We start from the raw sequence: 21850 nt of genomic DNA on the forward strand, positions 1-21850 counted from the left end.
GGCGCCGCAGCGGCGCCGGCCCTCGTTGTTTTACTCGATGTCGAACTTCACGCCCTGGGCGAGCGGCAGTGTGCGGCCGTAGTTCACGGTGTTGGTCTGGCGGCGCATATAGGCCTTCCAGGCATCGGAGCCGGACTCGCGGCCGCCGCCGGTTTCTTTTTCGCCACCGAATGCGCCACCGATTTCGGCACCTGAAGGGCCGATGTTGACGTTGGCGATGCCGCAATCCGAGCCACGGTCGGAGACGAAGGCTTCCGCCTCGCGAATGTCATTGGTGAAGATCGAGGACGACAGGCCCTGCGGCACGTCGTTGTTCAGCGCCAGCGCCTGATCGAAATCGCTATATTTGATGACATAGAGGATCGGGGCGAAGGTTTCGTCCACGACGGGACCGACCTGCTCCGGCATTTCGACGAGCGCCGGACGTGCATAATAGGCACTGGACGCGGCCTCGCCATGGACGCGGTCGCCGCCATGCACCTTGCCACCGGCGCTACGCGCGGCGTCGAGCGCGTGCTGCATGCGGTCAAAGGCACCCTTGTCGATCAGCGGGCCAATCAGGTTGCCGGCCTCCAGCGGGTTGCCGATGGTGACGGAGCCATAGGCCTTGATCAGCCGCGGAACCAGTGTGTCATAGACGCTTTCATGGACGAAGAGGCGGCGAAGCGTGGTGCAGCGCTGGCCGGCGGTGCCCATGGCAGCGAAGGCGACGCCACGCAGGGTCAGGTCGAGATCGGCCGAGGGGCCGACGATGGCGGCATTGTTGCCACCGAGTTCGAGGATCGAGCGGCCGAAACGAGCGGCGACGCGCGGCCCGACGGTGCGGCCCATGGCGGTCGAACCGGTTGCAGAGATCAGCGGCACCTTCGGATGATCGACCAGGATCTCGCCGATGTCACGGCCGCCGATTAGAAGCGTCGAGAGGTTGGCCGGAGCCTTGCCGCCTTGCGCGATGTAGCGCTTCAGAGCCTTTTCGAAGATCGCCTGGGTGGCGATGGCAGTGAGCGGGGTCTTTTCCGACGGCTTCCAGACGGTCGGGTTGCCGCAGACGAGCGCAAGCGCTGCGTTCCAGGACCAGACGGCGACCGGGAAGTTGAAGGCGGAGATGATTCCGGTGACGCCGAGCGGATGCCAGGTTTCCATCATGCGGTGTTCGGCGCGTTCGGTCGCGATCGTCAGGCCGTAGAGCTGGCGCGACAGGCCGACGGCGAAATCGCAGATGTCGATCATTTCCTGGACTTCGCCCAGGCCTTCCGAGGTGATCTTGCCGACTTCGATCGAGACCAGGCGGCCGAGTTCGATCTTGGCTGCGCGCAGTTCTTCGCCGAGCAGGCGGATCAGTTCGCCGCGCTGCGGGGCCGGAACGAGGCGCCATTCGAGGAAGGCCTTGTGGGCGGCGTCGATGGCCTTGCGCGTTTCGTCGGTCGAGATTTCGGCAACGTTGGCGATGGTTTCACCGTTGATCGGGGAACGGACGGCGAGCGTGCCGCCTTTCAGCGCCTTTTCATCAACGCCGAAGCTTGCCATGAGCGACGTGATTTCGGCCGAAAACGTGAGTGTGGCGAGGGTCATGATGGTCCTTCCGTCAGGTCTACCTGGGTCTTGTCTGGTCAAAATCGGGCGCCGGCCAGATGCGCCAATTGGGCGCCGGCCTCGTACCATGCTTCCTTGATGCTGCGGAAGGGTGGTGCTTGCGGGTCCGTCAGCGGCAAGGGAAGTTCGTCTTCGCTCAACTGTCCGAGAATGTGGGCGGCCAGTGTCTTGCCGAAGACGGTACCGGGTGAAATGCCCCGGCCGTTATAGCCGGAGAATCCGATCACGCCGGGGGCAAATTTGTGGAAACGGGGGAGCGCGTTGGTGGTCATGCCAATCTGGCCATACCATTCGCTTTCGAAGGCAATGTCTCCGATCTGCGGGAAAATCGCTTTCAGGGCACGGCGAGCCCAATTTCGATGAATGGAGAGGCCAGTTCCACGCAGTGCACCGACGCTGCCGAACACCATGCGGCCGGCCTTGTCCATGCGGAAGGACGAGAGCACTTCCTTGGTGTCCCAGCATCCCTGACGCTCGGCGAGGATCGCCTTGCGCAGATTATCACTGAGCGGCACCGTGGCGAAGTTGAAATAGGGCAGATGGATCTGCTCCTCGCGGACCGCCGCGAAGGGGCCTTCGCTATAGGCGTCGGTGGCGGCGACGACCCATTGGGCATCGACGGAGCCTTCTGCGGTCATCACGCGCCAGCCATCTGCCGTGCGTTCGTAATTGTCGACCGGGCTCGATGTATGCAGGATGACGCCGGCTTTCATGGCGGCATGGGCGAGGCCACGCGCGTATGCGAGCGGTTGCAGGGTGCCCGCACGCTTGTCGAGCAGCGCGCCTTGATAGGCACGCGTTCCGATTTTGTATTCGGTTTCTGCGATGTCGAGCAGCTCAACCGGCGCGCCACGACGCTGCCACTGTTCGGCACGTGCCTCGATCTCCTTGCGGCCAGCGGTGCCGACAGCGCAATGCAGTGTGCCCTGGCGCTCCAGTTCACACGCGATCCCATGGCGGTCGATGATCTCCATCACCGCGCGGGGGCCGTTGCCGAGAAGCTCCAGCAGGCGCTCGCCATGGGTAGGGCCGAGTTCGCCGGGCAGGTCATCGGGCATGACCCACATGCCGGCGTTGATCAGGCCGACATTGCGACCCGCACCGCCAAAGCCGATCTCACGTGCTTCGAGGAGCACCACCGACGTGCCGGCTTCCGCGAGGTGCAGGGCGGTGGACAAACCGGTATAGCCGCCACCGATCACCACAACGTCCGCCCTGGCTGCGCCTTGCAGCTTTGCCGTCGCCGGCGGTAACGGCGCCGTCTTTTCCCAGAGGCCGTGTGAGCGTGGATCATCAAGCATGGGCGGGTCCCCAAAGGACGGTGGCTGAGGAGGGCGAAACGGTAGAGCCGAAGATCGATCCGGCGCGTGCGCCTGTCTCCCAGATCATTCCACTTCGTATCATCTTGCGATTTCTAGAAGAGCATTCTACCCCATTCCAGCGATAAATTCTCAAGAGTTCATTCCGAAAAGGCATGACCATGCTCGCTGCCCGCCGATTTCTGCCTTCACTCTCCCTGCTGACTGCTTTCGAGGCCGCAGCCCGAACCGGCAGCGTCACTGCAGCAGCGCGGGAGCTCGACCTGACGCAGAGTGCTGTCAGTCGTCAGATCAAGGCGCTGGAGAACCAGCTCGGCGTGGAACTGTTCCTGCGGGAGCGTCAGACCATCCGCCTGACCGTGGCGGGAGACAGCTACGCGCGCGAAATCCGCGAGGCGCTGCGACGCATCTCGAGTGCCTCGCTGAACCTGAAGGCCAATCCGCATGGCGGAACTCTGAATCTCGCCATCCTGCCGACCTTCGGCGCGCGTTGGCTCGCCCCTCGGCTTGGGCGGTTTCTCGAGGCCAATGCCGGGATCACCGTCAATCTTGTGACACGGCTCTCTCCCTTCGATTTTCGGCTGGATTCCATCGATGCGGCCATTCACTTCGGCGATGCCGTCTGGCCGGGAGCGGAGCTTGCCTTCCTGATGCAGGAGGAGACACTGCCGGCCTGCAGTCCGGGCTTCAAGCTTGCGCATGGAATAGAGACGCCTGACGACCTTCTGTCCGCGCCGTTGCTGCATCTGACGACACGACCGGATGCCTGGGAGCGCTGGTTCACGGAGAATGGCGTGGCTTTCGGCAGCGTGCATGGCATGCTGTTCGACCAGTTCGCCACAGCTTCACAGGCTGCGGTCGGTGGATTGGGTGTCGCGCTGCTGCCGACTTTTCTCATCCGTGAAGAATTGAAACGCGGCGATCTCGTTGCCGCCGTGAACCGGCCAATGCAGAGCGCACAGCGATATTACCTCGCCTATCCACGAGAGCGTTCGGCCTATCCGCCGCTGGTCAAGTTCCGTACCTGGATCGTTGAGGAACTGGCGCGCGAGATGGCAGGTTGACGATCAGGGGGCCGTGCTGGCCGATGCGAGCGTGATCGCGAAGACGAGATGCGTGGCGTGATGCAACGTCTGGTCCAACCCCAACATCCACCAATAGCCACTCTGGTCCGGTTTGAACTGTAGTCGGATCTGTATCAGGGATTTGCTGCGGTCTATGGCGGCATGAACGAGCAGGTCAACCAGGGCGAGCCATGCGAGGGATGGCGAGAGCAGCAGGCAAATCGCCAGCGTTGTCAGCGCGTGGATGGTCACGTGGGCCGCGAGGGGGAAGAGCCATCCGGATTGCTGCTCCTTGCCCCTGGCCATCCAGCTGGTCTGGAGCACGAAATCCGCGACCAACTGCTTCAGGATGAACAGAGCGGTGGCCCAAATCAGCACGTGGGCAGAGATTTGCTCTGGGATGATGGGCATGCGCTTTCCTTCGAGGTGTCCTTGCCGTGACGATAGACCACTCAATGAAAGGCTGTGAAGCCGCCATTTCGTATACCCAGATTTGGGCTTTTTACCTCGTTGCCAAGCGGGTGCCAATTTGCAGGCCCCGCTTAGCGAATTTGAAGGATCTGCGGTCTCAGGTCTTGCCTGTCACCACCCTTCGGAAAGCACCTTTTCAAGGGTATCCACGAAGAAATCGGCACTTTCACGTGCGAGGCAGAGCGGCGGCTTTATTTTAAAGACGTTAAGATGGTCGCCCGTCGGCTGCATAATGACGCCGAGATCTAGCAACCGGTTGCAGATGGCTGCCGTCTCCTCCGTGGCAGGTTCCAGCGTTTCCCGATCGCGGACGAATTCCAGCCCCAGGTAAAGCCCCATGCCATGAACCGCGCCGACCAACGGGAACCGCTGGCCCAGCGCTTCGAGACGTGCCTTCAGGTAGTCGCCGGTTTCGCGCGCGTTTCTCTGCAGGTCTTCCTTCTGCATGATGTCGAGCACCGTCATGCCGACGACGCAACTGACAGGGCTGCCACCCGCAGACGAGAAGAAGTAGCCTTCACGCTCGAGGCTGTCGGCCACTTCGCGGCGGGTGATAACGGCGCCGAGCGGCTGGCCGTTGCCCATGCCTTTGGCGATCGTGATGATGTCGGGTACAACGCCTTGCTGGTCGAAGCCCCAGAAGTGATGGCCGAGGCGGCCATAACCCACCTGCACCTCGTCAGCAATGCAGAGGCCGCCGCGTGCGCGGACCATGGCATAGACCTGTTGCAGGTACCCCGGTGGAAGCGGGATTCCGCCCGCATTGCCGTAGACACTTTCTGCGATGAAGCCGGCCAAGCCATCACCCCGCTCATCGATGGCGGCAATGGTTTCCGCGACGGCTGCAACGTAGCCTTCCGTCGCTCCGGCGCCGCGGAATTTGCCGCGATAGGTGTTGGGCGAGAGAACGGGGTGGACCCAATCCGGACGGGTTTCCAACGCTTGCGGGTTATCCGCCAGAGATGTCGAGACGGCGTCGCTCGCGACAGTCCAGCCGTGATAGGCTTCCAGCAGGCTCAGGATGTTGCGGCGACCACTGTGGGCCCAGGCGAGACGGATCGCCAAGTCCACCGCTTCGGAACCGGAGTTGACCAGGAAGACCGTATCCAGCCCTTCCGGGGCAAGAGCTGCTAGCCGGTCGGAGAAGTCTGCGACGACCGAGTAGTGAAAACGCGAATTGGTGTTCAGCATGGACCACTGTCGCCCGACGGCCGCAGCCAGGGTCGGATTGCCGTGGCCCAGGATGCTGACATTGTTGACCATGTCGAGATAGGCGCGACCCGTGACGTCGAAAAGGTGTTCCTTCCAGCCACGCTCGATCTGCGGCGGGGCCGCGTAGTAGTTCTTCTGTGGCTTTGCAAAGCTCTTGTTTCGGCGTTTCAGCACGGCCTCGCTCTGCGGTGCTGGGGCGTCAATGCCGATACCCAGGAGGCGCGAAGGCGACGGGCACAGCTGGCTCCAGACAGCACTTTGGTGCGGTTTGGCAAAGAGCGGCGGGATCAGATCCGTATCGCGGCACAGCTGGATGCGCAGGCCACCAATGCTGCCGGCCGCGCCGGCAACCTGGCCGATGCTGTCTCCGGTTGCGACGCTTGCGCCGTCTTCCAGTGGGCAATCGATGCCGTCAAGATGCAGAGCGAGTTCAGGCGAAGACAGGATGACATGGTGGCCGTTCCGCTTCACCGTCGCATCAAAGGGAGCAATGGCCCGTGTCTCGCTCGGCAGGCACATGTCAATGTGCAGGGCAAAGGTCGCCGGCGCACGCTCGGACAGCCGGCGCGTGTAGGAGAGGCGGTACTCGCCATAACGTGTTGAGGAATAACCGGTCTCCATCGCCGCGCGGGCAAGCAGCTTCCAGTCGACTTCCTGGTCTGCCCAGTCATCGGCGACAAAATCGGGGCTGGTGACGCTGAGGTCGGTGAGACGCAGGTTTTCCGGGGTAACGTCCGGGAGAAGTGGCGTGGCGAAGGTCATTTCGGCCGATCGGGCAAGGCCGACAGCGTCCAGAATGGCCGTCTCCATCAGCGAGTAAGGGACCGATGTCGCGGTGTCAAAAATCTCACGTTCGTGGGCAGCATTGCCCAGGACATATTCGTTGTCCGGATCGATCGACAATTGCTGCTCGCTGCTGGCTACAAGCACACCTGCACGCGCAACGATCAACGGCCAGAGAGCGATGAGTTCGGCTTGCGTCAGAGGATAGCGAGCATGGAATGCCTTGACGGCGGGCAGGATGAAGAAGGGATCGCCTTCCGCATGATGCAGCAGGGCGGCACAGGCAACCGCGAGGTCGGCAATCAGCCAGCCGTACATCACGTCGCCGAAATCGATGACGCCGACCGGCATGAGACGGGCGTTGGAGCCCGGACGGGCGACCACGTTGTCGTCCGTTACGTCATGGTGGATGGCGTGCAGGCGCAATTCGGGAGCGACCGCTTGCATCCGCTTCACCGCGACGATCATCGCCTTTGCGATGCGGTCCCGCTTGGACTGATCATTCACCGATTTCAGCAGATGCAACGCAACAGGTCCGGCCCGGCGCAGGTCCCATTGCAGCTCCCGTTCGAGGCCGGGATGCTTGAAATCCTTCAGGCCAAGGGCGACGCGGGCCGTGACATCACCGAGCGCCGCGACCTGATCCTCCGCCAGGAATTTCTGCCGCGTCAACGGCTGGCCGTCGAGGAATGTCAGCACCCGGAGCCAGTAGTAACTGCCGGCGATCTCGCATTGTGGAATGTATTCGCCGGTCAGCGTGGCGATCGGTTCGGGAATGTCCAGACCCAGATCCAGACTGCGCAGATGCATCATCGCAAGGTTCTGCGCCTCAAGTTCAGCATAGGGGTACTCGGCTCGGGTCACTTTCAGAACGAAGCGTTCAGGTCCGGTGTCAATCAGGAAGTTGCGGTCCTGCTGGCTGCCGAGTTCACGTATCTCTCCATGGAAGCCATAGAAGTCGCCCAGAATGGCTTTTGCGTCCGAAATGGATACATCCGGACGCGAGAGTTCAGTGCGCTGAAGAAGAGCCGAGTCGGCCATGAAGGGTCCCCCCAAGGAATCATGGCGGCGACATTATCCAGACCGATGTCAAGCGTCCATCCCGGGAGGAGGGTCGTCTGTACTTCCTGGCTAAATTACTCAGCCCATGCGCTCTGAGGCATAGGAGCCAGGGCTGGCCGGGAAGACGACGGTGCGGTTGCCGTTGATGAAGGTGCGGTGATGAATATGGGCATGGATGGCGCGCGCCAGCACCTGGCTTTCGACGTCGCGGCCGATCGAGACATAGTCGTCCGCCGACTGCGCATGGGTAATGCGGGCGACGTCCTGTTCGATGATCGGACCTTCGTCGAGATCGGCTGTGACATAGTGCGCCGTTGCCCCGATCAGCTTTACGCCGCGCTCGAAGGCCTGCTTGTAGGGGTTCGCTCCCTTGAACGACGGCAGGAAGGAATGGTGAATGTTGATGATCTTGCCCGACATCTTCTGGCACATCTGATCAGAGAGGATCTGCATGTAGCGGGCCAGTACGATCAGTTCCGTCCCGGTCTGCTCGACGATATCCATGATGCGAGCCTCGGCCTCGGGCTTGTTGGCCTTGGTCACAGGGATGTGGTGGAAGGGGATGTCGTGATTGACGACAACCTTCTGGTAGTCGAAGTGGTTGGAGATGACACCGACGATCTCGATCGGCAGGGCGCCGATCTTCCAGCGATAGAGCAGGTCATTGAGGCAATGGCCGAAGCGCGAGACCATCAGCAGGACCTTTTCGCGCTTGGCATCGTCGTAGAGGTTCCAGCTCATGCCGAAGCGGTCGGCGACCGGTGCGAAGCCCTGCTCGATCTTTGCCTGGGTCGCTCCTTCTTCGGAAATGAAGGAGACGCGCATGAAGAACTGGCCGGTGTGGAGATCGTCAAACTGCGACGAGTCGACGATGTTGCAGCCTTGGTCCGCGAGATAACCGGAAATCGCCGCGACGATACCGCGCGTCGACGCACAGGACACTGTCAAAACATAGCTCTTCATCGGTTCTCTTCTCCCTGCGGATCTGCCGCGCGTCTCTATCGCATTTGCGGCAATTCGGAAAGCGCCGCCTGTGCAACCGGTTGTTTGCGAGGTGGAAGATCGCCAGATGCCATATGCATCTCTCGTCCGTCGGCGACCGCCCCGCTTGTGTCTGGGATGCGAGATTAGGCGAGAAGGCGGAAAACTCCGTTCCCGTTGCGTCTTCCAAAGACGCATCCCCGTCGTCATTGAATGGCTGGGGCGAGATTTCGGCGACGGTGCTGGTGAAGGCGCCGGCAACGCTTTTGGTTTGTCGCCGATGGTCAGAAGATAGAATAGCCGTTCCGGCTCCCGAGATGGGCGAGAGTGCCGCTCGGTCTCACATTCGCGTCGGTGCCTGTGCGTGGCGACAGGCGGATGGTCCGAGGTTGTCCCGGCGCCAGATGAAACCAGTCGTCTTCAGGCAGATAGTGCTCGAAATCGAGATGAACGGACTGGGCGAACTGGTTGGCGGTGAGCTCGACTACCCAACCGGTGTCGACCGCGCTCAGGGTGTGTCCGAATTCTGCCGGATAGAGTGCCTTGCTGCGTCCGAGCGGGAAATGGAAGGTTTCGGCAAGCAAGCTGCCGTCTTCAGAAAGAAGCCGGGCAACGGTGACATCATGCGACGGTGGCCCGAAGCGGAAGGCATAGGTGGTGTCGAAGAAGGCACCGAAAAGATCGGTTGCTGCCAGTTGGACCGTGCGGTGCGCATCGAGGATGAGGTCGCGGCTGCCCTTGACCACGGCATGGCGACCGTCGCGCAGGCAGGCGACCTCCAGCTTTACGGCTTTGGAGCATGCCGTCTCGTTGATCATGTGTATACACAGCCCGTTCGATCCTTCGTCAGTCATCAGCAGCTGCAGCGGACGGAAAGCGCGCTTCAGGCCATACCAGACGGGCTTGGCTTCACCGATGGCGTCAATGACACCCCAGCCGGGCCCCGGTTCGAGGTCCTGGAGGGTCCAGACGAGGGCGCCCCGGCATGACGATCCGGTCCGACGCCATTCGGCATAGGTTTCCGTCACCACTTCTGTGGTCACTGCCCGCGAGATGTCGAGATACAATCCCCGGTCCTCGCGGCGCAGGCGTGCCGGATCGAAACCGTAGAGGACTTCGAGATAGTGGTCGCGGATATCTTCGAAATCCCAGGAGGCGCCGCGATCTCTGGGCACGCGGGCCTTCCATCGCGGATCATGCACGGGGCTGACCGGCAGGTGATGGTCGAGGGTGCGCTGTTGCGGGATATGGGCGAAGGCCAGAGATTCGGCGGCGAAGCGGACATTGGCCCGGCGCGCATCCTCGAGCGGCCGCTGATAGGCGCCGACACCATAATAATGGGTAACGCCTTCGTTCGGCGAGAAGGGCATGGCGCCGCCGGAGGGTGAATTGGCGACATAGGCGCAGTCCGGACGAGCTTCGTGTGCTACGTGTGCAAGGGTCTCGTTGAAGAAGGCGCCATTCCAGGCGGCTGCTGGAAGGCCCAGCATGGCGCCCTGCTGGAAGACTTCGCTGCCGCCGCAGATCACGGCGAGGGAGGGATGGCCCTGCAGGGTGCCCAGAAGGCTCCGAACTTCCTGCTCAACCTTTGCGGCGAAGGCCTCGTCGGCAAAGGGATAGTCGAAATTCGCCAGCATCAGATCCTGCCAGACCAGAAGGCCGAGCTGGTCGCAGAGGGCGAAGAAGTCCCGGTTTTCATAGGTCATGGTTCCGCCGATGCGGATCATGTTCATATTGGCTTCGGCGGCTTTCATCAGCCAGGGCGCATAGGTCTCGGCCGATCCTGAGAGGCGCAAAATATCCGCATTGGTCCAGACGGCACCGCGGCAGAAAACGGGAACGCCGTTGACCCGCAGGCCAAAACCCTTTCCGTCGTCGTCATGGTCCACCTCGATGCGGCGGAAGCCGACAAGGCCGAGCGAATGGAGGCGCCCGTCGATCGAGAGCGTGAGGTCGTGCAGGGTCGGGTTGCCATGAGTGCGGGGCCACCAGGGGGCGATGCCGGGCAGATCGATACGGGCTTCGAGCAGTCCGCCCGGGCCGGCCGTCAGCTCCGCGCTTCGTCCACAGCACAGGATCGAGGCGGCGGGACTTCCCTCCAGTTTCAGGCGAATGGTCAGCTTGCCGGTGCCGAAGTCGTCGAGGTCCGCCTGTATGGTAAGACCTTGGATCGTGTCCTGTCCCGGACGGATCAGAAGGATGGGACGATAGGGGCCGACGGGGTGACTTTCCGGACACCAGCCGGGCATGTGGCCGAATGGCGTCGTGCGGAGGAGCCGGAGGCCCTGGTGGTCGAACATCTGGGGGCGCCAGCGGGCGCGGGGGCCGCGCTTGTCGAGATGCGGCTGGAGCGCGCGAAAGCAGATGGCCAGTTCATCGCGTCCGGTCAGGTCGACGGGGACGTCGAGGCTTTCGAACATGCTGTCGCTGGAGGCTTTGAGGACCCCATTCACATAGATCTCGGCGATGGTCGCCAAACCTTCGAAGCGCAGGATGGCCGGACCGGGTGCTTCGCCGTCCAGCGAGCGAAAATACCAGGCGTCCTTGTCGTGCAGCGGATGCGGGTTTTGAGGATCAAACAGGCCGGCATCGGTCAAGGCCCCGGCCACGGTGCCGGGGACGGTCGCCGGAATGCGTGCTGCGGGGCGATGGACTTGCGACGGGTCGGCATGGCGACCGGCTTCGGTTACGAGTAGCGTCCAGCCTGCTTCCAACGGACGGACATCCGCTCCCAGATAGATCGTGCCCGTCATGTCTTGTCCTTCAAATCAGCCGGCTGCCGAGATCATCCATCAGCCGGTCCCAGGCCGCAACCGCGGGATCGAGCGCTGCGGCGAGTGGGTCGAATTTCTTGCGCGCGATTGCGCGGGCAAGCTGGAACTGTACCGTCTTGGCGTTCTCGCTGATTTTCAGAGCCTCAGCAATTGCGTGCTCATGCGCCTCAGCGTCGAGCCAGGTCAGGTGGCTCGCGAGCAATTCAAAATTGGCGCCGAATTGGCGCAGCGTGTTGAAGGCATATTTGTGGAAGTAGCCGAAGGGGCGCTCGGCGATCGCTTCCACCTGGGTCGGGAAGACCTTGGCAAAGTCAGCGATCGGATTTGCCAGCGGTCGGCGGGCGAAGTGCCGTCTCAAAAGCGCTGCTGCGATTTCGCGCTGATGAGCCGGCGTCGTCTGCCGCTCGGGAAATTTGGCAAATTCCGTATAGGGCAGGAATGGCAGGCTGCCGTCCGGCTGGTTTAGCTGGAAGACGCCGTCGAAATCCTCTCCCTCGACGCGGAAGAAGCCGCCATTGTGGAAGTAGTCCATGCTGCGGCCGGCAACGTCGAGGCGGTTGATGCCGACTGTGGTCTTGCCGTGCTCCTGGCGGTAGCCGACGCCTTGCGTATCCGGCATGAAATAACTGTCCATCTCGACCAGGCAAAGGCGGCAGCGACGGATCTGTTCTTCCACATGCGTTTCCACGCGGTCGAAGATCGCGAGTTCCGTGACGCGAATATCATAGAGGCTTTCGAGGTCCTCCAGCGGCACCTTGAAGAAGGTGAACTGGTCGCCCTCAAAATCCTGCGTGAGCGTAAAACCCAGCATGGCTTCCGGGCTCAGGCCCTGCGCCGCCAGAACCTCGATCCACAGATCGACATAGCAGTTCGTCTCCGGCCACATGCGCTCGCTCGAATGAAGCGCATGGGGCTGGTAGGTTGCCGGATCAAGCCCGGGAAAGACTGCCGTCATAATGCTCTCAGCCCCAGAGCGTTGTGCGAACGTGTTCGGGCCACTGCGCGACATCCAGACCGTGCTGAGCGAAGAGCGCCAGTGCGATCCGTTCCAGTCCAAAACCCACGCAGGCCGTGAAAGCGGTCGAACCATCGGCAAGGACCAGGCCCCATTTCTGGCCAAAGGCATCCTGGTGGTAGTTGAAGCTCATGCAGGCCGTCTTGTTGGCTTGCGAGGTGACGGGGATCAACAGCTCGAACTTCAGGTTCTGGTCGCGCTGGTTGTTGGCCATCAGGCGCCCGGCGCGGCCGAAGAAGGGGTCGTTGGCAACGTCGATCTCGACGTCAAGCCCGATCGACTTCATCATCTCGACGCCGCGATCCATCCAGGTCTGGCGGAAAGTCGTGACATGGGCTTCGGTGCCCATGCAGACATATTCGCGCATGCGGAAGAGCTGCTGGCGTGCCGGATCCTTCGACGGCTCGTGGCGGAAGCAATAGGACTGAAGGTCGAAGAGGCCGCCATCCATGGAGATCGGGCCGCGCTTGGCAACCGTCGGATAAAGCGGGTAGCAGGCAGCAGGCGTGAGCGCGATGTCGGTTGCCCTCTGCTCCTTCGTCCAGTCCTTGCCCTCTTCCATGCATTGCAGGAGGCTCATATGGTCGTGATCGTTGCCGCAGAAGGAATGCACGGTGCCGGCAAGCTGCGGGAAGCTCTTCATGTAGCCGCTCGCTTCGAAATAGGCGCGGTTCATGCCGGGCGGGAAGCGGATGGCTTCCGCGCCGTCTGCGCCGCCGACGCGGTCGATCAATCGCTCGAAGGCGGCGATGACGTCTTCGAACTGGCCGCTGCGGCCGTAAAGGCCGTCAACACCCGTCTCGATCAGAAGGCCGCTCTCGAAGAGGCGGTCGAGAAAGCTTACCTGCATATCCATGTCCGTTACCCCAGCAATCCGGTTTCTTGTTTATGCACGAGCAGCATCGTCGACGTGTTGCCGAGAATGCGGTCATTCGAAATCATCAGTTCTGCAGAATGGGCATCGCGCAGATGACGGCCGAGGCTGAACGGCGTGCCGTTCTTGTAGCCCATGATGCCGCAGATCCTGAGCGCCTGGTTGATGACCGGCAGGATCATCTCCGAGGAGGCGATCTTGACGTTGTTCATGGCAACGGCAAAGCCCATCGAGGACAGGCGATCCGGGTCCTTCAACGCCTGTTCGTAAGATACCAGCCCGGACTGAATATTGGACCGGATCACCTGGAGCTCGCTCGACATATCTGCCAGCTGCACGAGGCCGGGAGGCTGTGTCCCTGGCGCCTTGCGGGCCGCGGCGCGGATGAAGGTCTGGGCCTTGGTGAAGGCGTCGACGGCGATACCGTACCAAAGAGCGCTCCAGAGAAGGTGCGAACTTGCCAGCATCGACTGAGCTGCAATCTCGGCGAAAGGCTTCGGCAGGATCTGTATGGCGGGGGCTTCACCCTTGAAGAGGAAACCGTCCGAGCAGGTGCCGCGCATGCCCATGGTGTCCCAGACATGCGTCTGTTCCAGCGTGTACTGGTCTTTGAGAAACACCGTCATCACCTGGTCGGTCGGCGGAGCATCCTTGTGGGCGCGGGAGGTGATGAGAATGGCGTCGGCATGTTTGCCGTAGGAGATGACGGTGGCGTCCTTCTCCAGGCGGCAGCGATCACCCTCGACCTCGATGGCGCAGATCGAGTTGCGCAGGTTGCCGCCGATGCCGCCTTCCGTGGTCGCCGAGCCGAGCAGCAGCTGCTCGTCGCAGATCTTGCGCATGAAGCCGCGATGCCACTCGGCCTCGGTGCCGTGGGAAACGAGGCTCGACACCTTGATCTGGTGCATGGCGAAGATCATGGCGCTTGCGGCACAGGCCTGGGCAATGATCGTGCAGAGTTCCGCGATCTCGGAAGTCGACCGGCCTTCGCCGCCACAGTCCGCCGGAATCTGGATGCCGAGCAGGTTCTCGGCTTTCATCGCCTCGACGGCTTCGAGGGGGAAGCGGCCCTGGCGGTCGACGTCGTCGGCATAGACGGCCGCGATGGCGGAGACCCTGACGGCGCGGGCTTTCAAGCTCTGGTCCGCCGACTTGCTCGAGAGGTCCATCAGGCGACCTTTCTATCCTTGAGGATGGTGTCGACCGTCGCTTCGATCGCCGCGATGCTGGCGAAGGATTTGCGGTTCAGGAGGTGATCGGGGAATTCCATGTCGAATGCCTCTTCGAGACCGAGCATCAGCTGCACCGATGCGAAGGAAGAGAGGCCTGCTGCATAGAGATCGGCATTGTCGGCGAGCGTCTCGACAGCCACCGGAAGGCCGCCCAGTTTCGACAGGAGTGCGCGAATGGTGTCGTTCATCGTCTCTTCCTTCCCAAGTCATGGCTCACATTTTTATTGAGCGATTTCTTACAGAGGAAAGACGAAGTTTTCGCTAATGAATTCCATAAAACCCGAGTGAATGGCAATCATTGCATGTCTAAATCGCACCTTTATTGAAATGAAAGCCGATTTACCAAGTTTATTTACTCTTGGTAGGAGCGTTCATCTCCGTGACGATCGACGATGATGTATCGATTTGGTTCAACTTGGCGCAGTGCGCTTGCGCCCGCCTCAACTTTGCCATGGCCGTCCGGCAGGTCGAGGATGTATTGCGGTATGCAAAGGCCGGAGATCCGGTTGCGCAGTTCGCGCATGATGGCCTGGCCTTCGGCGATCGTCAGACGGAAGTGACCGGTCCCGGGCGCCATGTCGGGATGATGCAGGTAATAGGGCTTCACCCGCATCTCGACAAAGGCGCGCATCAGCGCTGCTAGTGTATCCGCATGGTCGTTGATGCCCTTCAGCAGCACGCTTTGGCTGACCATCGATATGCCGGCATCAACCAGCCGGGTGCAGGCTGCCCGAACCTCAGGTGTCAGTTCGCGGGGATGGTTCGCATGCAGCGCTACGAAAACTGTCTTGCCACCCGATTTCAGGGCCTCGACGAGTTCTGGCGTGATCCGCGCCGGATCGACGGCGGGCACGCGGCTGTGAATGCGAACGATCTTGACGTGGTCGATGGTCGCGAGCGCCTGCATCACGTCGCGCAGGCGCCGGGGTGACAGGATCAGCGGGTCGCCGCCTGTCAGGATGACTTCCCAGATGCCGTCATGGCTGCGGATGTAGTCAAGTGCGGTATCGAGTTGTTGAGACGACAGTGTCCCGTCACCGTCAGGCCCCACCATTTCACGCCGAAAACAGAAGCGGCAGTAAACCGGACAGACATGGAGAAGCTTCAGCAGGACGCGATCGGGGTAGCGGTGCACGATCCCGTCGACCGGCGAATGCGGATGATCACCGATCGGATCGGGCCGTTCGTCGGGGTGCTCGATGAGTTCAGCCGCTGTTGGCAGGTATTGTGCGGCGATCGGGTCCAATGGGTCGCTCGTGTCGATCAGCCGCGCGACAGTCGGCGTGAGAGCGATGGCGTAACGTTCCGTGACGGCATCAAGCGCCTTGGCCGGGCCGGGCTTGACCAGACCCGCCGAGACCAGATCCTCGACCGTGCGCAGGGTGGCATCAGCCAAGGTGCGTCTCCGTCACCGGCGCCCAGATGACTTGGTCGATCCTGAGGGCACCGGTTGCCAGCATCACCAGACGATCAAAGCCGAGGGCGATGCCGGAGGCTTGCGGCATGATGGCGAGCGCTTCAAGGAAGTCTTCGTCCAGCGGATAGGTTTCGCCGTAGACGCGCTGCTTTTCGACCATCTCGGCCTCGAAGCGGCGCCGTTGCTCAGCGGGATCGGTGAGTTCGCCGAAGGCGTTGGCGAGTTCGACACCGCAGGCATAGAGCTCGAAGCGTTCCGCGACACGCGGATCGTCGGCGCAGGGGCGCGCAAGCGCTGCCTCGGCGACCGGGTATCTGTCGAGGATGGTGGCGCGGCCGAGTCCGAGATTGGGCTCCACCTTGTCGACGATGATGCGGCTGAAGAGGTCGGCCCAGGTGTCGTCGTCTGCGACGCGCAGGGCCTTGGCCCGCATCTGGGTCGCGAGTGCGTCGCGATCGGTTGTCCCGTCGGAGGCAATCGTGGCCAGCAGATCGATATCCGCATAGCGGGTGAAAGCATCGGCGACCGAGATGCGTTCCGGCGTCGCAAACGGATCTGCTGTCTTGCCGTTGTAGGCAAAGCGGCCGGTGCCGGCAGTCTGGGCGGCCAGCGCCAGAAGCTCCGCGCAGTCCTGCATCAGAGTCTCGTAGGACTGCCCGACGCGGTACCATTCCAGCATGGTGAATTCGGGGTGGTGCAGTGATCCACGTTCGCGATTGCGGTAGACATGGGCGAAGCAGGTGATGCGGGTTTCGCCGGCCGAGAGGAGCTTCTTGCAGGCGAATTCCGGTGATGTGTGGAGATAGAGCGGGGCTGCAGAGCCGTCATGCCCAAGAGCCTCAGTGGCAAAGGCATGCAGATGGGCTTCGTTGCCCGGCGACACCTGTAGCGTCGCCGTATCGACTTCGACGAAATCCTGGGTCGCGAAATGGTGGCGGAAAGCGGCCTGGATCCGGTTGCGTCCGATCAGGAAGGGGCGCCGATCGGCATGGGCCGAAGGGGTCCACCACGCAGGGGATGAACGGCTTCGATCGGACATTCCGGATTCTCGATCCTTCTCTCAACACGGGCTGGCTATTTTGCCGGATTTGGGTTAGTCCCGCCCGAGAAATTCGAAGACGTCAGCAGGGACGGCCGTCCTTTACGACGGGTCTCACGCAGATACAAGGAATTCCAATGGTCAAGGTTATCGCCTCTTCCGTCCGCAAGGGCAATGTTATCGATGTCGACGGCAAGCTCTATGTCGTTCTCACCGCTGAAAACTTCCACCCCGGCAAGGGGACCCCGGTCACGCAGGTCAACATGCGTCGCATCGTCGATGGCGTGAAGGTTTCGGAGCGCTGGCGGACGACCGAACAGGTCGAGCGCGCCTTCGTCGAGGACGTCAACCACCAGTTCCTCTATGAAGACGGTGAAGGCTTCCACTTCATGAACCCGGAAAGCTACGACCAGGTCGTGGTCGATGCGGAAACCATGGGCGAACAGAAGGCCTATCTGCAGGAGGGCATGGTCTGCATTCTCTCGATGCATGAAGGCGTGGCGCTTGCCATCCAGCTGCCGCGTCACGTGACGCTCGAAATCACCGAGACCGAGCCGGTCGTCAAGGGCCAGACGGCGTCGTCGTCCTACAAGCCGGCAATGCTGTCGAACGGCATCCGCACCATGGTGCCGCCGCATATCGATGCCGGCATCCGTGTCGTGATCGCGACCGAAGACAATTCCTACGTCGAGCGCGCCAAGAACTAAGCTTCTTCGTTCGTCATACAGATGAGGCCCGGCGTTTCCGACGCCGGGCCTTTTGCATGGAACACTCAGGGCCAGCGATCATGGCGGGCCCTTCGTCGACACGTTGATGTCAATATCCGGCGGCGAGCGGATTTCCGAAGGAAGAGACGGCGCGGCGGCTGCGGCTTGCGGCCTGGGATGAATCCCCCCGCTCCAGCAGCGTGATCTGCTCCTTCAGGTGCAGCTTGATCTTCTTCAACGCACGAACTCTGATGCCATCCGGCCGGGGGCGGCGCTGCTCCTCGTCGATCTTGGCGGCTACGATCGAATGGCGGGCTTTGAGGGCTTTCAAAAGTTGCTTCATGAGTCGTCTCCTTTCCGATGAGCCGAATATGGAAACGCTTCGTTGATTGTTCCAATTCATTGATTATATCATTCTCATAGAGGTTCCCTATGAGGTTGCGATGCCGTTTCGACCGAGCCACCGCCAGCTGGAATATCTGATCGCGCTCGGAGAGGCGGGGCATTTCGGCGAGGCTGCCCGGCGATGTCATGTTTCCCAGCCGACGCTGTCCGTGCAGGTGGCGCTGCTGGAAAAGCAGCTTGGCGTGGCATTGATCGACCGGATGCCGGGCCAGGTGACGCCAACCCCTGTGGGGGCGGAAATCATCAGGGCTGCCAAGGTCATCCTCAGCGGACTGGACGAAATCCGGGCCTTGGCGATCAGTTCCAAGGGCAATCTCGGCGGCGCCATCCGGCTCGGGGTTGCGCCGTCCTTCGGGCCCTATTTCCTGCCTTATCTGCTGCCGCGTCTGCATCGCCAACATCCGGACCTCAAACTCTATATTCGCGAAGACCGTCCACGGCAGCTGGAAAAGGCCGTGTTGCAGGGCGAGACGGATTGTGGCGTTGGCCCGGTGCCGTTTCACGAGCCGGATCTGGTGGCCGAGGTAATCTGCCGAGAACGGATCTATCTGGGGGTTCCGCACAAACACCCACTTGCCGATCACAGGTCTGTCCCGATGGCAGCGCTCGAGGGCATGCGGTTGCTGACGCTCGGTCCAGGACACAGACTGCTGGACGACGTCAGAAAGCTCGCGGAAATGTCGGGTGCGATCCTGGCCGAAGATTATGAGGGATCGAGCCTCGATGCGATCCGGCAGATGGTTTCGATCGAAATGGGGCTGTCGCTGTTTCCGGAGCTTTATGTGCGCTCGGAGTTTGCCAAGGATGAAAACATCCGTCTGCTGACCATCGCGGATTGGCAGGGCACGCGTGACATTGCGTTCTTCTGGCGGAAATCAAGCGCCAGGGGGAGGCACTTCCAGTCCCTGGCAGAACTCGGCCGGCAGGTCGCGGAGGGGCTGTTTGCGTCAGGGTCGATTGGCGGGACATGATCCCCGGCGAGGCCGGGGATCAAGCTGATGTCAGGCGATGCCGCCGAGGCAGATATACTTGATCTCGGTGTAGTCATCGATGCCGTATTTCGACCCTTCGCGGCCGAGGCCGGACTGCTTGATGCCGCCAAAGGGTGCGACTTCCGTCGAAATCAGGCCGGTGTTGACGCCGACCATGCCGTATTCGAGGGCTTCCGCAACCCGGAAGATCTTCGCGATGTCCTTCGAATAGAAGTAGGAGGCGAGGCCGAACTCCGTGGCGTTGGCGAGTTCCACAACTTCCTCTTCCGTCTCGAACTTGAAGAGCGGGGCGACGGGGCCGAAGGTTTCTTCGGTCGCTACCTTCATGGCGGTGGTGACGCCTGTCAGGATGGTCGGCTGGAAGAACAGGTCGCCGGCCTCGGCACTATTGCCTCCGAGTGCGACCTTAGCGCCCTTCGATACGGCGTCGGCCACATGTTCCTTGACCTTCTCGATGGCCTTGGAATCGATCAGCGGGCCCGTCGTCACGCCTTCGGCAAAACCGTCGCCAACCTTCAGCTGGGAGACCTTCTCGGCGAGCTTCTTGGCAAATGCGTCGTAGACACCCGACTGGACGTAGAGACGGTTGGCGCAGACGCATGTCTGTCCGGCATTGCGGTATTTCGAGATCATCGCGCCTTCGACGGCGGCATCGAGATCCGCATCGTCGAAGACGATGAACGGCGCGTTGCCGCCGAGTTCGAGGCCGAGCTTCATGATCTGGTCGGCACCCTGGCGCATCAGGATGCGACCGACATTGGTCGAGCCGGTAAAGGTCAGTTTGCGGACCTTGTCGTTGGCGCACATTTCCTCACCGACCATGGCGGCATTGGTTGATGTGAGTACCGAAAACAGTCCGGCCGGCAGGCCTGCGCGTTCCGCGAGGATCGCAAGGGCGAGCGCCGAGAGCGGTGTCTGGGCAGCAGGCTTCGAGACCATCGCGCAGCCGACGGCAAGTGCCGGGGCGACCTTGCGGGCGAGCATGGCGTTCGGGAAGTTCCACGGCGTGATCGCGCCGACGACGCCGATGGGCTGCTTGATGACCATGATCCGCTTGTCGGCCTGGTGGCCGGGGATCGTGTCGCCATAGACGCGCTTGGCTTCCTCGGCGAACCATTCGACATAGGATGCGCCATAGAGGATTTCGCCACGGGCTTCCGGCCAGGGTTTGCCCATTTCCATGGTGAGGATCGTGGCGAGGTCATCGGCATTGGCGACCATCAGGTCGTTCAGCTTGCGGAGCACGGCTGCGCGCTCCTTGCCGGTCTTTTTCGCCCAGGCCTTCTGTGCGGCGTGCGCCGCGTCGATTGCCTTGGTGACTTCCGCCTTGTTCACGTCTGGCAGAACGGCGATGACGTCGCCGGTCGCCGGGTTCGTAACCTCAAAGGTCTTGCCGGACTGGCTGGTGGCGAGCCACTCGTTGCCGACCAGCGACTTGTCGGTTGCAAGCGATGGGTCCTTGAGCTTGTCGGTCAGAATTTTGGAAAGGGTCATGCCTTAAGCTCCTGCTGCGACTTCGCGGATCGACGCTTCGATCAGGTCGAGCGCCTCGTTGAACACCTCGTCCTGGATGGTGATCGGGGCGAGGAAGCGGATGACGTTGCTGTAGACGCCGCACGTCAAAAGGATCAGGCCCTTTTCCAACGCCTTGACGCGGACCGCATTGGTGAAATCCGCGTTGGGCTTGTCGGTTCCCGGAACCTTGAACTCGACGGCATTCATGAAGCCGAGGCCACGGATATCCATGATGTGGGGAATGTCGGCGCGAAGGCTTTCGAGGCGCTGCTTCAGGCGGTTGCCGAGCTGGTTGGCGCGCTCGCAGAGCTGTTCCTCTTCGATGACGTCGAGCACGGCATGGGCTGCGGCAATCGCCAGCGGGTTGCCTGCATAGGTACCACCGAGGCCACCGGGGCCGGGGGCATCCATCAGTTCGGCGCGGCCGGTGACGGCCGAGAGCGGGAAGCCGCCAGCAAGGCTCTTGGCCATCGTCGTCAGGTCCGGAACGACGTCGTAGTGCTCCATGGCAAACAGCTTGCCGGTGCGCGCAAAGCCAGTCTGGACCTCGTCGGCGACCAGAAGGATACCGTGTTCGTCGCAGAGTTCGCGCAGAGCCTTCATCAGCGGACGCGGAACATCATAGAAGCCGCCTTCGCCCTGGACCGGCTCGAGAATGATTGCGGCGACCCGCTTCGGGTCGACGTCGGCCTTGAAGAGCTTGTCGAGAACGTCGAGCGTGGTCTCGACGTCGATGCCGTGCATCTCAAGCGGGAAGGGAACGTGGAACACGTCGTTCATCATCGGGCCGAACCCGACCTTGTAGGGGACAACCTTGCCGGTCAGCGCCATGCCCATGAAGGTGCGGCCATGGAAGCCGCCGGTAAACGCGATGACGGCGGAGCGGCCGGTGGCGCAACGCGCGATCTTGATGGCGTTCTCGACGGCTTCGGCGCCGGTCGTTGCAAAGATCGTCTTCTTCTCGAAATTGCCCGGTACGATCTTGTTCAGGCGTTCGGCGAGCGCGACGTAGTTCTCGTAGGGCACAACCTGATGGCAGGTATGGGTAAAGCGGTCGAGCTGCTTCTTGACCGCTTCAACGACCTTCGGGTGCCGATGCCCGGTATTGAGAACGGCGATGCCGCCGGCAAAGTCGATGTAACGTCGGCCTTCGACGTCCCAGATCTCGGAATTCTCAGCCTTGTCGGCATAGATCTGCGTGGTCATGCCGACGCCGCGGGAGATGGCGTCATTCTTGCGAGCTGAGATTTCGGCGTTCTTCATCGTTTTCGTCCTGTGCGAAGGGTTGCCAGCGGCGTCGCATCCGACTGCGATCGCGCGGTGCGATATTTCCTACATTTTTTCTGTAGACTTGCAATATGCTTTGTCATCATTATCACCCGTGACTGCGACATT

18 protein-coding genes are annotated in these 21850 nt (G+C 61.7%); 3 read left to right on the forward strand and 15 right to left on the reverse strand.

Annotation, left to right across the window (positions count from 1 at the left end; translation table 11 throughout):
- Window positions 1–30: 30 nt before the first annotated feature.
- Together DFO46_RS22645 and DFO46_RS22650 are read right to left on the reverse strand one after the other, a co-directional pair.
- Window positions 31–1572, reverse strand: coding sequence for an aldehyde dehydrogenase family protein (locus tag DFO46_RS22645; RefSeq protein ID WP_120279195.1), 1542 nt, complete (start codon window positions 1570–1572; stop codon window positions 31–33).
- Between the two features lie 38 nt (window positions 1573–1610).
- Entirely contained in the window at window positions 1611–2894 is a 1284-nt protein-coding gene (locus DFO46_RS22650) for an FAD-binding oxidoreductase (RefSeq protein WP_120279196.1), read from the reverse strand.
- A gap of 179 nt (window positions 2895–3073) precedes the next feature.
- On the opposite strand from DFO46_RS22650, the gene DFO46_RS22655 reads away from it, so the two are divergent.
- A complete protein-coding gene (locus DFO46_RS22655; protein ID WP_120279215.1) occupies window positions 3074–3976 on the forward strand; it encodes a LysR family transcriptional regulator in 903 nt (300 codons plus the stop codon).
- Between the two features lie 3 nt (window positions 3977–3979).
- Here DFO46_RS22655 and DFO46_RS22660 read toward each other — a convergent pair whose 3' ends face one another.
- The 10 genes from DFO46_RS22660 to epmA form a co-directional block, all read right to left on the reverse strand.
- On the reverse strand, window positions 3980–4387 hold the full coding sequence (locus DFO46_RS22660; RefSeq protein ID WP_120279197.1) for a DUF3307 domain-containing protein: 408 nt from the start codon (window positions 4385–4387) through the stop codon (window positions 3980–3982).
- A gap of 171 nt (window positions 4388–4558) precedes the next feature.
- Entirely contained in the window at window positions 4559–7483 is a 2925-nt protein-coding gene (locus DFO46_RS22665; protein ID WP_120279198.1) for an aminotransferase, read from the reverse strand.
- A 99-nt stretch (window positions 7484–7582) separates the two neighbouring features.
- Window positions 7583–8467, reverse strand: a complete 885-nt coding sequence (gene purU, locus DFO46_RS22670; protein ID WP_110793684.1) for a formyltetrahydrofolate deformylase — start codon at window positions 8465–8467, stop codon at window positions 7583–7585.
- A 302-nt stretch (window positions 8468–8769) separates the two neighbouring features.
- On the reverse strand, window positions 8770–11238 hold the full coding sequence (locus tag DFO46_RS22675) for a glycoside hydrolase family 2 protein (protein ID WP_120279199.1): 2469 nt from the start codon (window positions 11236–11238) through the stop codon (window positions 8770–8772).
- Between the two features lie 10 nt (window positions 11239–11248).
- The gene (locus DFO46_RS22680) at window positions 11249–12214 is read right to left on the reverse strand and encodes a DUF1839 family protein (RefSeq protein WP_120279200.1); all 966 of its coding nucleotides are present in this window, start codon (window positions 12212–12214) and stop codon (window positions 11249–11251) included.
- 7 nt (window positions 12215–12221) lie between these two features.
- Window positions 12222–13130 (reverse strand): amino acid--[acyl-carrier-protein] ligase, encoded by a 909-nt coding sequence (locus DFO46_RS22685; protein ID WP_120279201.1) that lies wholly within the window; start codon window positions 13128–13130, stop codon window positions 12222–12224.
- Window positions 13131–13135: 5 nt separating this feature from the next.
- Complete coding sequence (locus DFO46_RS22690; protein WP_120279202.1) at window positions 13136–14317, reverse strand: acyl-CoA dehydrogenase family protein; 1182 nt, start codon at window positions 14315–14317, stop codon at window positions 13136–13138.
- Window positions 14317–14568, reverse strand: a complete 252-nt coding sequence (locus tag DFO46_RS22695; protein ID WP_110793689.1) for an acyl carrier protein — start codon at window positions 14566–14568, stop codon at window positions 14317–14319. Before DFO46_RS22695 ends, DFO46_RS22690 begins: the two co-directional genes overlap by 1 nt.
- A gap of 164 nt (window positions 14569–14732) precedes the next feature.
- Window positions 14733–15776, reverse strand: a complete 1044-nt coding sequence (locus DFO46_RS22700) for a lysine-2,3-aminomutase-like protein (RefSeq protein ID WP_110793690.1) — start codon at window positions 15774–15776, stop codon at window positions 14733–14735.
- Window positions 15769–16836 carry an EF-P lysine aminoacylase EpmA gene (gene epmA / locus DFO46_RS22705; RefSeq protein WP_120279203.1) on the reverse strand — a complete coding sequence of 356 codons (1068 nt, stop codon included), beginning with the start codon at window positions 16834–16836 and terminating at the stop codon, window positions 15769–15771. The genes DFO46_RS22700 and epmA overlap by 8 nt, the downstream gene beginning before the upstream one ends.
- Before the next feature lie 137 nt (window positions 16837–16973).
- Between epmA and efp the strand changes: the two genes are divergently transcribed.
- Window positions 16974–17543 (forward strand): elongation factor P, encoded by a 570-nt coding sequence (gene efp / locus DFO46_RS22710; RefSeq protein WP_110793692.1) that lies wholly within the window; start codon window positions 16974–16976, stop codon window positions 17541–17543.
- A gap of 109 nt (window positions 17544–17652) precedes the next feature.
- Here the strand turns inward: efp and DFO46_RS22715 are convergent, their stop codons facing one another.
- Window positions 17653–17886, reverse strand: coding sequence for a YdcH family protein (locus DFO46_RS22715; RefSeq protein ID WP_183042005.1), 234 nt, complete (start codon window positions 17884–17886; stop codon window positions 17653–17655).
- 46 nt (window positions 17887–17932) lie between these two features.
- Here DFO46_RS22715 and DFO46_RS22720 point away from each other — a divergent pair, with 46 nt between their 5' ends.
- The gene (locus tag DFO46_RS22720; RefSeq protein WP_348627767.1) at window positions 17933–18919 is read left to right on the forward strand and encodes a hydrogen peroxide-inducible genes activator; all 987 of its coding nucleotides are present in this window, start codon (window positions 17933–17935) and stop codon (window positions 18917–18919) included.
- A gap of 30 nt (window positions 18920–18949) precedes the next feature.
- Here DFO46_RS22720 and DFO46_RS22725 read toward each other — a convergent pair whose 3' ends face one another.
- Both DFO46_RS22725 and DFO46_RS22730 read right to left on the reverse strand, forming a co-directional pair.
- Window positions 18950–20434 carry an NAD-dependent succinate-semialdehyde dehydrogenase gene (locus tag DFO46_RS22725; RefSeq protein ID WP_110793695.1) on the reverse strand — a complete coding sequence of 495 codons (1485 nt, stop codon included), beginning with the start codon at window positions 20432–20434 and terminating at the stop codon, window positions 18950–18952.
- Window positions 20435–20437: 3 nt separating this feature from the next.
- The gene (locus DFO46_RS22730) at window positions 20438–21718 is read right to left on the reverse strand and encodes a 4-aminobutyrate--2-oxoglutarate transaminase (protein WP_120279206.1); all 1281 of its coding nucleotides are present in this window, start codon (window positions 21716–21718) and stop codon (window positions 20438–20440) included.
- Window positions 21719–21850 lie beyond the last annotated feature (132 nt).

The sequence above is a fragment of the Rhizobium sp. AG855 genome, from assembly GCF_003610655.1.
Lineage (GTDB): Bacteria > Pseudomonadota > Alphaproteobacteria > Rhizobiales > Rhizobiaceae > Allorhizobium > Allorhizobium wuzhouense.

Bases quoted from the DNA above. Each gene is read 5' to 3' on its own strand.
- DFO46_RS22645 (WP_120279195.1), bottom strand. From the start codon at position 1,572: ATGACCCTCGCCACACTCACGTTTTCGGCCGAAATCACGTCGCTCATG.
- DFO46_RS22650 (WP_120279196.1), bottom strand. From the start codon at position 2,894: ATGCTTGATGATCCACGCTCACACGGCCTCTGGGAAAAGACGGCGCCG.
- DFO46_RS22655 (WP_120279215.1), top strand. From the start codon at position 3,074: ATGCTCGCTGCCCGCCGATTTCTGCCTTCACTCTCCCTGCTGACTGCT.
- DFO46_RS22660 (WP_120279197.1), bottom strand. From the start codon at position 4,387: ATGCCCATCATCCCAGAGCAAATCTCTGCCCACGTGCTGATTTGGGCC.
- DFO46_RS22665 (WP_120279198.1), bottom strand. From the start codon at position 7,483: ATGGCCGACTCGGCTCTTCTTCAGCGCACTGAACTCTCGCGTCCGGAT.
- purU (WP_110793684.1), bottom strand. From the start codon at position 8,467: ATGAAGAGCTATGTTTTGACAGTGTCCTGTGCGTCGACGCGCGGTATC.
- DFO46_RS22675 (WP_120279199.1), bottom strand. From the start codon at position 11,238: ATGACGGGCACGATCTATCTGGGAGCGGATGTCCGTCCGTTGGAAGCA.
- DFO46_RS22680 (WP_120279200.1), bottom strand. From the start codon at position 12,214: ATGACGGCAGTCTTTCCCGGGCTTGATCCGGCAACCTACCAGCCCCAT.
- DFO46_RS22685 (WP_120279201.1), bottom strand. From the start codon at position 13,130: ATGGATATGCAGGTAAGCTTTCTCGACCGCCTCTTCGAGAGCGGCCTT.
- DFO46_RS22690 (WP_120279202.1), bottom strand. From the start codon at position 14,317: ATGGACCTCTCGAGCAAGTCGGCGGACCAGAGCTTGAAAGCCCGCGCC.
- DFO46_RS22695 (WP_110793689.1), bottom strand. From the start codon at position 14,568: ATGAACGACACCATTCGCGCACTCCTGTCGAAACTGGGCGGCCTTCCG.
- epmA (WP_120279203.1), bottom strand. From the start codon at position 16,836: ATGTCCGATCGAAGCCGTTCATCCCCTGCGTGGTGGACCCCTTCGGCC.
- efp (WP_110793692.1), top strand. From the start codon at position 16,974: ATGGTCAAGGTTATCGCCTCTTCCGTCCGCAAGGGCAATGTTATCGAT.
- DFO46_RS22715 (WP_183042005.1), bottom strand. From the start codon at position 17,886: ATGAAGCAACTTTTGAAAGCCCTCAAAGCCCGCCATTCGATCGTAGCC.
- DFO46_RS22725 (WP_110793695.1), bottom strand. From the start codon at position 20,434: ATGACCCTTTCCAAAATTCTGACCGACAAGCTCAAGGACCCATCGCTT.
- DFO46_RS22730 (WP_120279206.1), bottom strand. From the start codon at position 21,718: ATGAAGAACGCCGAAATCTCAGCTCGCAAGAATGACGCCATCTCCCGC.